Below are 9,094 nucleotides of genomic sequence, written 5' to 3'. Positions count from 1 at the left end.
GGTGGTGGGGCATGCCCCACCACCAGCAGCACCTAAATCTCCACCGAAAATTACACCACGAGCGCGGACGCTAACCTGGGACTGGAAATAATCAGCTGCAATGGCGGCGACATGCGGCTGGAAGAAAATGGCATCTCCCCCCTGTCCGCTGAATATGCGCGTCGCCCCGAATGTGTCGGCTAAATCTGACGATAGGCGGTCGGCCAGCACGTCCAACCCGTAGACGGCCGGCTCCACGGTGGGGGTTGCAGCTGGCAACTCGAGGTAGTTGAGCTGCTCGGGTGTTACGCGGGTTTCCACAAGGCCAAAGTTCCACTTCCTAGCGACGCTTCGAGCATAGGCACGTTCGTCACCGCCCGGAGACTCGGGAATGATTGTGAGTCCCTGGATGAATGGCGATTTCGGATCGTTCGCCAGGAGGCCAGCCACAATCGAAGAGTCGAGGCCGCCCGAGAGTTCAATAGTCACCCGGGAGTGACCATCCAGCCAACGCGAGACACACTCCGCGGCAAGTTTGGGAAGTTGTTCTGCTTCCTCTATCCTGCCGGCGGCGCAGAAGCGTTCGGGAGACCAGATTGTTGTTGATGCGATCCGGCTGTCCGAGCATGTCCCCAACATGCCCGGCTGAACAATCTCAATCTCGTTCAGCGCGCAGAACGATGCCGACATTTCTGTTTGGCGTATCAACTGGGCCACCCGTTCCCAGTTGATGCTGGGGCGACGGCCGATCGCTGCGATGATCTCGGATGATAGGCAATCCGTCACGATGCTGATGGCGCCAACACGCCAGGTGTAAAGCCTTTGGCCACCAGAGGGCTCGCGGTACCAGGCGCAGCCCCCAGAATGACGGTCGATGCAAAAGAGAGTGTATCTACCCCAGAGGCTTTCGCTGACCGTTACAGCCGCAGCTTTGGGTCGATCACCCTCGAGCGACTGCACGGTCTCCTCCAAGGTTTTATGCTTCCTGGGAAACGCTTCGCCAAGCAATGCGACGCCTTGATCTGGAGATATGAGGAGGGGCAACGCTTTCTCGGCAAGCAATGTAGCTTGCGGGCTGTGCATCACGGGACGCATGTCCGCACATTTGCCTTGTAGACGAAGGGTTGCAGCTCTTTTTTCTTCAAGCGCTTGGCAGCCTGCGTTCATTGCGACGATCGCACAGAACGAGGCCTGCTCAGAAGCGGGCAATGACAGTGTACCAGCAGACATGATCGACACTGTCGTTGAGCACGCGCGAGTTCCATTCCACCCAGCAATGGGCTTCGAAAGGATGCGTTCGAACGCCGAATACCAGCTCAGAAGGAATACGTAGCAGACGCAGGAAGTGAAGTAGAAGCAGCGATTGGACGAGGCATCTGCCGGTTCGAGGTATGAAAATCCGCAAACTCTCGAACCATCGGACAATACCTGCCATGCGCTCGGGCGAAAATTCGGATCGGTTGCCACAGCTGAATGCTTGGCTAGCCAGGGCTTTGGTCGAGCGATAGTAGGAAGCGAGGGTCAAGAGCACCGCCAGTGCAAACGCCAGCAGCATCCACCCCTTGTAGAGGCTGTTGGAGCGTGCTGGCTCGGGCAATGGCAGAACGTGGATCGAGTCGGCCTGTTCCCAAGGTTCAGCTGCCATCTGAACCAACCGGTTTTCCAGCAGCTCCTGCAAGATCGGATCGGCAGGGTCATGGTCCTTGCCCTCCAATGCGGCAAAAACGGGTCCCGCATGGCAGCTGGATAGTGCCAGATAATCATCCTGCCGCAGGTCGAGCAGGACGAGGTCCCCCGCGACATCGGCAATTCGGACATGGTCAGATGGTCTGATGGGCATGATCGAGAAGCGGGGCGGCGAGGCCGCCACCCCGTTCCAAGGTCAATTGTAGGAGAGGATCGGCAGGAATTCTTCCTGCTGGCCAGCCGTGACGATGGCCTTGGTATCGCGCCGGATGCTTCCGAGACGGATCAGCTTGGGTTGAGTGACATTCATCATTTCAGCCTCCTTTGTTGAAATGCCGCGTTTGCGACAATGTCATTGAAGGCTGCATGCTTGATCTACTCAAATCATATTCAGAATATATTCTCGCGCGCTGACATCGATGCGCTTGCCGACGCCGCGATATCCATCGTCGATCGCATTCGGCGGCGATAGAAGCGCGCAACATTCAAGACGCACTGTCGCTGGTCACAGCTGGCCAGCCAATGCACAAACTCGCCTTGCGCGCGATCTACCTCGCCGAACATGGCTTTTTCCACTGCTGCAAACGGAGCCAGCCGATCATCGACATTGGCTGCAACCAAGCAGAGCGCAGAGTTCGCGGTCAGCGATGCGATCGTCACCAGGAGTTCGCCGGCGCATCCGCACGGAAGCTCTGCACCCGTACCGTAGCGTTGCCTGTCGAGCGATGGCAGATTGATCGATCGCATTGCAGACACCGCCAGCATGGACGCTAGTGAGTACAGATCACGAAGGTCGACTGGATCAACGGGCGGTACAAAATACCCCATGGCGCGGCGATCAATCAGCAGGCCTTGACCTGCCAGTCTCGACAGCGCTTCGCGGACTGGAGTAGCGCTAATGCCCAACACAGAGACAACATCTCCTGCCTGGACCCTGGATCCAGGCATGTAGTCCCCGTTTCGTAGGCGATAATGTAGAAACGCGTAAGCCTGCTCAAACGCAGGCGGCTTGGACAGGGCCATAGTGATCTCCCTTGCTTGGACTGGAATGTCCATTGTGGCATGAGCGAATCACAAGTCTCTGTCTTGATCAGGCAAGCAGCCGTAGTAGGCACATCATCCAAAATTGCGGTATGGAATATTCCTTGTCCTGCCGATATTTACCCTCGAATTTACGTTTTTTCGAGATAAGTTGCGATTTCAGAACCAAAATTATGGCGGACTATTTCAAACTTTGAAAATAGCACGCTCTCGGCTATCATCAGCGCTTTACATCGTGGTCCTAATATCCTTCGGGTCAGACAAGGCAGGTGGACGGATGGAAGAAAAATCGGAAGACAGCTTGCCCGAGAATGCTCTGGTAGCCGAGGCACTGCGCAAGATACGCAAGGCCCGACGCCTTCGCACATCCGAAGTCGCTCGCGCGATGGGCATGCCGTTGCGATCGTATGAACATCTCGAGGCGGGCCAGGGTAAAATCACATATGATCGTCTGAAGCGGTTTGCCGAAGTGGCGAACTGCGACCCAGTGGCATTGCTGGCTGTCGTGCCGATGGGCTCTGTCGAATTTGCCGAACGCTGTGCGGACAACAAGCTGATGCATATTGTCCTGCTTGCTCTGCGCGATCTCAACGAAGATCTGGGTCCGGATATCGTTTATCTGCAGTCACGCACCATCATCGGCGGCATTACACGGCTTTGCCGTGATTTGGCGGAGCATGTCCGGAAGCGAGATACTTTCGCAGAAAACTGGTTGGAGGCGAAAGCTCCGAAGATGGTCCGGCAAGCCGCACAGCCTGTTCGATCGAATTTCAAGCCAAAGGCTTCCTGAACGCGCTCTTACCGGAACACATGGCGGGCGTCGCCCCTTGCTAAGGTGCCCTCAGGCTTTCTTTCGACCCCGCCCCGCATTTGGGCTGCGGCCGAGACCAATCGTCTTGGCAAGTTCACGGCGTTTTGCCGCATAGGCCGGGGCGACCATGGGATAATCTTTAGGCAGACCCCAACGCTCACGGTACTCGTCCGGTGTCATGTTGTACTGCACGGCGAGGTATCGCTTGAGCATCTTCATTTTCTTGCCATCCTCGAGGCATACGAGATAGTCGTTCTTGACAGATGAGCGGATCGACACAGCAGGATGCGGTCGTTCCGCGACTGGTGCCGGCGCCTCTGTCGTCGACAATCCCGCCAGCGCAGCATGGACGCTTCCAATAAGATTAGGGATATCAGCCAAGGCAACGCTGTTATTTGCGACATGTGCGGCAACGATATCCGCCGTGAGGGTGATCAAGTGTTCTTCGGGCTGATCGTTCATGTGCATGCCTTCGACTTTTGTTCCAATTGGAGTCGGTCTAAGCTATCATGATGCGATAGACGACGCCTTTTTTAGCAATTGATCGAAAAACTGTGGAAACGTCCTCGCCGTTCCAGACTGTCTTTCCGTGAAACGGTCAAGAAGAAGCCACCTGTGGCCCTTCGTGACCTCCTGACCGCGGTGACATCACTGAGCTCGAACCATCATCCCATGCACGGATCGCCGTTTGACCAAAAAAGCGGGAGCCATAGCCCTTGAATCCATTGTTGGTGATTTGCTCGCCAATGCCCGAGAAAGCATCATCGTCTTGTGTTTATCGTTGACAGAGTATCTGAATCCGACGCCCACAAGTTGTGTTTGCCGATTTCATGCGCGCGTCAAAGATTGCCCGATGGTGCGGGCTCAATTGCCCCAGGTTCTTTGTCCGTTTCCACGCTGAACGGATCTGCTCGCTGCTTTTCCATGCTATGTGGGGAGGCATGCCTCTTGTTCATGAGCTTATCGGCAAGCCATTGGTCGATATGCTGCCACATGGCCCGAATGTTGGCGGGGCTCCGGACGACATGCCCTTCACCCCAGAAGCGAAGGAGCGAGACGTCCTTTCCCTCGCGGTAGAGCCCTGAAAACATCCTTTCAGCACCTTGCAGCGATACAGGGTCAAGATCACCGTGGATCAGAAGGACTGGCGAGGCGATATGGTGCAGCGAGAAATAGGGGCTGTTACGGATGTACCGGTCGGGCTGGTGCCACGGCGCTGCTCGCAGGCCCGCCTGACCAAGCTCCGCCCATCCATAAGCGCTGCCAAGCGGATAGCCCTGTTCAAGGCCCACAGTGTCATAAGGCAGCAACGACCCATGTTGTAGAAAGAGATCAGGCACCGCAGCGGCAGCGATGAAGGCCCGGAAGCGCTTGCTTCGGCTGGCAGTAAGTAAGGCGGTATAGCCTCCGAAGCTGTGACCGAAGACTGCAATCCGGTCCCTGTCGATGCGACCGGACGCAACTGCGCGATCGGTTGCTGCCTCGATCTGGTCAACCAATCCCTCGGCTGGCTCGCCAGAAAATCGGTCATGGCGCAGGCTGGGCAGAAGCACGGCATAACCCAACTGCAGTGCCAGCAGGGGATTTGCGACACTGACTACGGAGTCGGGTGTGATCGGCGGTCCGCTGACCCTGGCATATTGTGCGCCCGGATAGGGTATGATCACCATCGGAACACGCTCGCCAGGCCTTGCATGTACAGGCAACAGCAGCCAGTCGACGCGATCCGGCACCTGCGATGGCAATGCTATGGCCTCCGGGGGTTCGACGTTTTCCAGATGGCCATTGATCGTGTCGAGCAGCTCCGGTGCCCTGTTCGTGCCTATGCGCCATAATTGGCTGGCACCGCTACCGGTTCTGGAAACCGCCAGTCCCTTGCCGCTTTTGGCAGAGAAAAGGAGCAGGCGGCTTGCGCGCAATGGCAGCTTTGCCGTTAACACCCTTCTGCCATTTGGCGTGATGGCTGCTGCTTCCTGTGTCCTTTGCACCCAGAAGCTGCGATCGCTGGCTGGTACAATGGCTCGGTAGCGCTCGGTTATGCCTGTATCGAACGTCTCTTCAAAAGGCTGGTCGAGGTGCGCTGCACCACCGATCAGTTGTTCGGGCTTGCCGCCAGGGGATATTCGCCACAGCCCGGAAGAACAGGGCACCAGAAGCGCGCGTCCATTGCTCGCGATTTGCAGAGCGGAACATGGTAGCGTTTCCTTCGGTGCCCCGGCATCGCCCGGTTTGGACCATATCGGTTGGCCGTCCTTTGCTCTGAGCAGCATCCGAGGTATTCCCTGGTGCCACCCGGCGCGGACCATCCTTGCCCCGCTGTCATTGTCTGCAACCCAAGGCTCACTCGTCTTATCGGTGAGCGCGACGACCGAGCCTTTGTCCGGATCGATGCGTATGAACTGGCCTTGGGGCGACTGCGCGGAACCGACCGAGACGACCAGCGCGGAACTCCGGTCCGACCATGCCAAGAGCCCGGGTAGGATATCGCATGTTGGGCAGGGTTGTATCACTTGGCCGTCGGCCAGCGATATCAGCCGGACGCGATGGTGCCTTGGACGCGCGCTGGGGGAAACCGGTTCTGCTGGGGCCGGCGCAGCATCTGACGTTTCCTCGAGCAAGGCGAGCCAGTTTCCGTCGGCTGAAACCGCCAGATCGACGATCTGGCCCCTGGCGAGAAGGCGTTGGCCATGGCTCGCAAGGTCTAGCTCCATTACGTGGCGATGGGAGCGCTGGCCAGACGGGTTTATGGATTTGCTGGTAGTCAAGCTCATGCCCGGGATCTGACCGGACGCTGTGCGCTGCCATAGGACGGGAAGCCTGCGCTGCAATCTGTTGCCCGAATCGAGAGGATAGGCAATTTCGTCTGCCTCGCTGGCCAGGACGATCAGCCGGCTGTTTCCGCGCCAGATGGGCACCGGATTGAGCAGGGCAGGGACTGGATTGATATCGAGCCATCGGACCGATCGATCGGCGGTGCGTACGATGCCAAGAGACAGTTTGTCTGTTTCCAGCCGGAACACGGTCAGGTGCTGCCCGTCGGGAGACAGGCTGCCCGCCCAGTAGCCAGCATCAGGATCTTGTTCGAACAGAAGCTCTGGTGGCCTTCCGTCTTTCAAATCCACTTTCCATATCTGGCCCAGCATCCGCTTGTTGAAGACATCGAAGCCATAGGCCGCAGCGCTGTCGTAAGGCCTGAAGCGCTCGATTACCGCCCATTGGCCGTCAGGCGAGAGCTGGGCTTTGCCATAGCTTTGCAGCTTGAGCATATCTTCGATCTGATAGGGCTTAGTCGCTGCTGGACCTGCCGCCAGCAGGCACAGCGCAGCAATCCATGAAACACGCATGGCTTGTCCTTCATCGAAATGGGAAGATGGCTAGGTTCGGCGCGCGACTACCACTGCTTCTTGATCTGGAGGGCGATGAACCTGCCAAGCACATCGGCATTTGCTGGATCGTAGCCGAAACCCAGCGACCGATCGACAAAAGGCGGGTCGCGGTCAAAGACGTTTTGTATCGTCAGAGCTGCGCTGAGACCCCTTGCCAGGCCTGTTTTGTCTGCCGAGGACAGTCTCAGCTGAAGGTCGATGCTTGTCCATGCGCTGATCGGACGCGAAGGAAGGCTGATATTGTCCGTATAGGGACCGACATGGTTCAGGGCCAGGTTGACCCCAAGCTCGTGCCAAGACCAGTCCGCTGTCGCCCGAAGCCGGAAATCAACCGGATTGCCGAGGGTGCCAACCCTCTCGATCAGCGGGGATACTGGCGTGATCTGGTCCTTGAAATCGACCAGAATTGCTGCACTGGCACTGAAAGCCAGTCGGTGCTCGCCAATGCTGACCCGGTAGCGGGCAGCGAGGTCGAACCCGCGGATGTCCACACGCGCCGAATTCACGAACCGTCCGTCGACGATGGCGCTGAAAACCGTAGGATTTATCGTCGGCTGGATGGTCGAGTTCGGGTTGCCTATCAGGGCGATCACCCTTCCTCTGTCTTCGGAATTGGCGACCGGATCGATAAAGGTCACGAAGGGAGCAAAAATGGGATTGGTAAGTGCCTGGAGGATGTTTTCGTTTGCAGGCTGACCGATGCGGTCTCGAAACTGCGTCTGAAAATAGCTGGCCTCGAGCGACAGGCCTGGCATGCGTGGTGGCGCCACCGTGGCGCTGATGGTCAGCGATCGTGCGGATTCAGGTTCAAGATCGGCATTGCCTCCCCCAAGCGAGATGACCTGTCGGTTCCCACCACCTATGGCTGGCAGCTGGGTATTGGATATGCGGAAGGCATCGCGCACCTCCAGCAGAGCGGGGGCACGAAATGAGGTGCCAGCGCTTGCCCGGAGGAGAAGACCTGCGACTGGCTGCCACGAGAGGCCAAGCTTTGGATTGATCGTCGTCCCAAAATCCGAATAGTGCTCGGCCCGGACAGCTGCCGACAGGTTGAGCCGCTCGATACCCGGTGCGGCATTGTCGGGCCCAACAATGGGCGCGGCAATCTCGGCAAATGCCGATGCAACCCAACGATCAGCATCGACGGGTGTGCCCGGAGCCGGCGATCTCCCGGAAATAAAGCTGAGCGTGTCGCGAGAGAAGTCTTCGCGCCGCGCCTGAACGCCCAGCGCAATCTTGATGGCACCGCCCGGACCATCACAGAGGGTCCCGTCAGCCGTGATGCTGCCATTGAGCAGGCCGTTTTTAAAGCGCTCCTCGATAAAGCCGCTCCCAATGAAGTCGAGTACGGCAGCCGTGTTGCTGCGTCCCTGTCCGAAAGGATTGAAGAAGCCATCACGCGCGGTGCTGAATGATGTCAGCGGATCGTCGGGAGTGGTACCGAGCGCCTCGTTCAATGCGGTCGCGTTGAGGATATTGTCATTGCGGCGATAGTCGCTCTGCCGCGCCAGTGACACAAACCCGTCAAGCTGCCAGTCGCCGCCGAGTTCGGCGCGGATACCGCCGGTCATCGACCAAGCTTCGACATTGCCGCGCGTCTCAAGGGGGCCAAGATCCTTGTCGAACAGATAGGCAATGTTCGTGACCGACGTTCCGTTGGGCGAGACGAAGAAAGGGTTTGCCCGTGTGACGGACATGACTGTCAGTGATGGTTGGGCGAGGTGACGAAAAGCGCGGTGGGTGTATCGACCCTCGGCATAGGCTGTCACCCCATTGGTCAGCTCCTGCTCGCCTGTAATGTAGACGCTGTGACGGGTTTGCTGAGGAAGCAGATCGACCTGTTCGCGGGGACTCGAGAGGTTCTGGCCTGGGGTCAGGCTTGCTGGCGACAGCCCTATGCCGTTCTGACCGGCTGGAATGGCAAAGGCTGGGACAAATGTTCGCCGGACTGGGTCCAGCGCTACAATGGTGCCAGGCGAGGCGAAGAACAGCCGATAGTCATTGCCACCTAGAGACCGCAGGTCCGCCGACCGTGTATAGGCGCGCGATGCTGCGTTCAGAGCCTCGCGACGCTGAAACTCATAGGCTGCAAGCACATGCCCTGTGTCCCAGCGTGTGGTTAGCGTCCGCGCTCGTGGTGTAATTTTCGGTGGAGATTTAGGTGCTGCTGGTGGTGGGGCATGCCCCACCA

7 protein-coding genes are annotated in these 9,094 nt (G+C 58.1%); 1 reads left to right on the top strand and 6 read right to left on the bottom strand.

The annotated features are described in order from the left end of the window. The 3 genes from K5Q19_RS18070 to K5Q19_RS18060 form a co-directional block, all read right to left on the bottom strand. Nucleotides 1-1,209, bottom strand: a 1,209-nt coding sequence (locus K5Q19_RS18070) for an asparagine synthase C-terminal domain-containing protein (RefSeq protein ID WP_273301602.1), incomplete at its 3' end; no start/stop codon positions are given. Then, nucleotides 1,175-1,849 (bottom strand): lasso peptide biosynthesis B2 protein, encoded by a 675-nt coding sequence (locus tag K5Q19_RS18065; RefSeq protein WP_137775619.1) that lies wholly within the window; start codon nucleotides 1,847-1,849, stop codon nucleotides 1,175-1,177. The genes K5Q19_RS18065 and K5Q19_RS18070, both read right to left, overlap by 35 nt. 206 nt (nucleotides 1,850-2,055) lie before the next feature. Continuing rightward, nucleotides 2,056-2,688 carry a GntR family transcriptional regulator gene (locus tag K5Q19_RS18060; protein WP_273301601.1) on the bottom strand — a complete coding sequence of 211 codons (633 nt, stop codon included), beginning with the start codon at nucleotides 2,686-2,688 and terminating at the stop codon, nucleotides 2,056-2,058. 295 nt (nucleotides 2,689-2,983) lie between these two features. On the opposite strand from K5Q19_RS18060, the gene K5Q19_RS18055 reads away from it, so the two are divergent. Further along, complete coding sequence (locus tag K5Q19_RS18055) at nucleotides 2,984-3,496, top strand: helix-turn-helix transcriptional regulator (RefSeq protein ID WP_137775617.1); 513 nt, start codon at nucleotides 2,984-2,986, stop codon at nucleotides 3,494-3,496. A gap of 51 nt (nucleotides 3,497-3,547) precedes the next feature. Here the strand turns inward: K5Q19_RS18055 and K5Q19_RS18050 are convergent, their stop codons facing one another. The 3 genes from K5Q19_RS18050 to K5Q19_RS18040 form a co-directional block, all read right to left on the bottom strand. Then, entirely contained in the window at nucleotides 3,548-3,979 is a 432-nt protein-coding gene (locus K5Q19_RS18050; RefSeq protein ID WP_273301600.1) for a MucR family transcriptional regulator, read from the bottom strand. Between the two features lie 377 nt (nucleotides 3,980-4,356). After that, nucleotides 4,357-6,861 (bottom strand): prolyl oligopeptidase family serine peptidase, encoded by a 2,505-nt coding sequence (locus K5Q19_RS18045; protein WP_273301599.1) that lies wholly within the window; start codon nucleotides 6,859-6,861, stop codon nucleotides 4,357-4,359. A gap of 47 nt (nucleotides 6,862-6,908) precedes the next feature. Continuing rightward, a complete protein-coding gene (locus K5Q19_RS18040; protein WP_273301598.1) occupies nucleotides 6,909-8,999 on the bottom strand; it encodes a TonB-dependent receptor in 2,091 nt (696 codons plus the stop codon). Nucleotides 9,000-9,094: the final 95 nt, after the last annotated feature.

The sequence above is a fragment of the Novosphingobium sp. genome (assembly GCF_019748365.1).
GTDB lineage: Bacteria > Pseudomonadota > Alphaproteobacteria > Sphingomonadales > Sphingomonadaceae > Novosphingobium.
This window is presented reverse-complemented; position numbering and strand designations above follow the sequence as displayed.

Excerpts from the sequence above, each read along its gene's own strand:
- K5Q19_RS18045 (WP_273301599.1), bottom strand. The coding sequence starts at position 6,861 with ATGCGTGTTTCATGGATTGCTGCGCTGTGCCTGCTGGCGGCAGGTCCA.
- K5Q19_RS18060 (WP_273301601.1), bottom strand. The coding sequence starts at position 2,688 with ATGGCCCTGTCCAAGCCGCCTGCGTTTGAGCAGGCTTACGCGTTTCTA.
- K5Q19_RS18050 (WP_273301600.1), bottom strand. The coding sequence starts at position 3,979 with ATGAACGATCAGCCCGAAGAACACTTGATCACCCTCACGGCGGATATC.
- K5Q19_RS18055 (WP_137775617.1), top strand. The coding sequence starts at position 2,984 with ATGGAAGAAAAATCGGAAGACAGCTTGCCCGAGAATGCTCTGGTAGCC.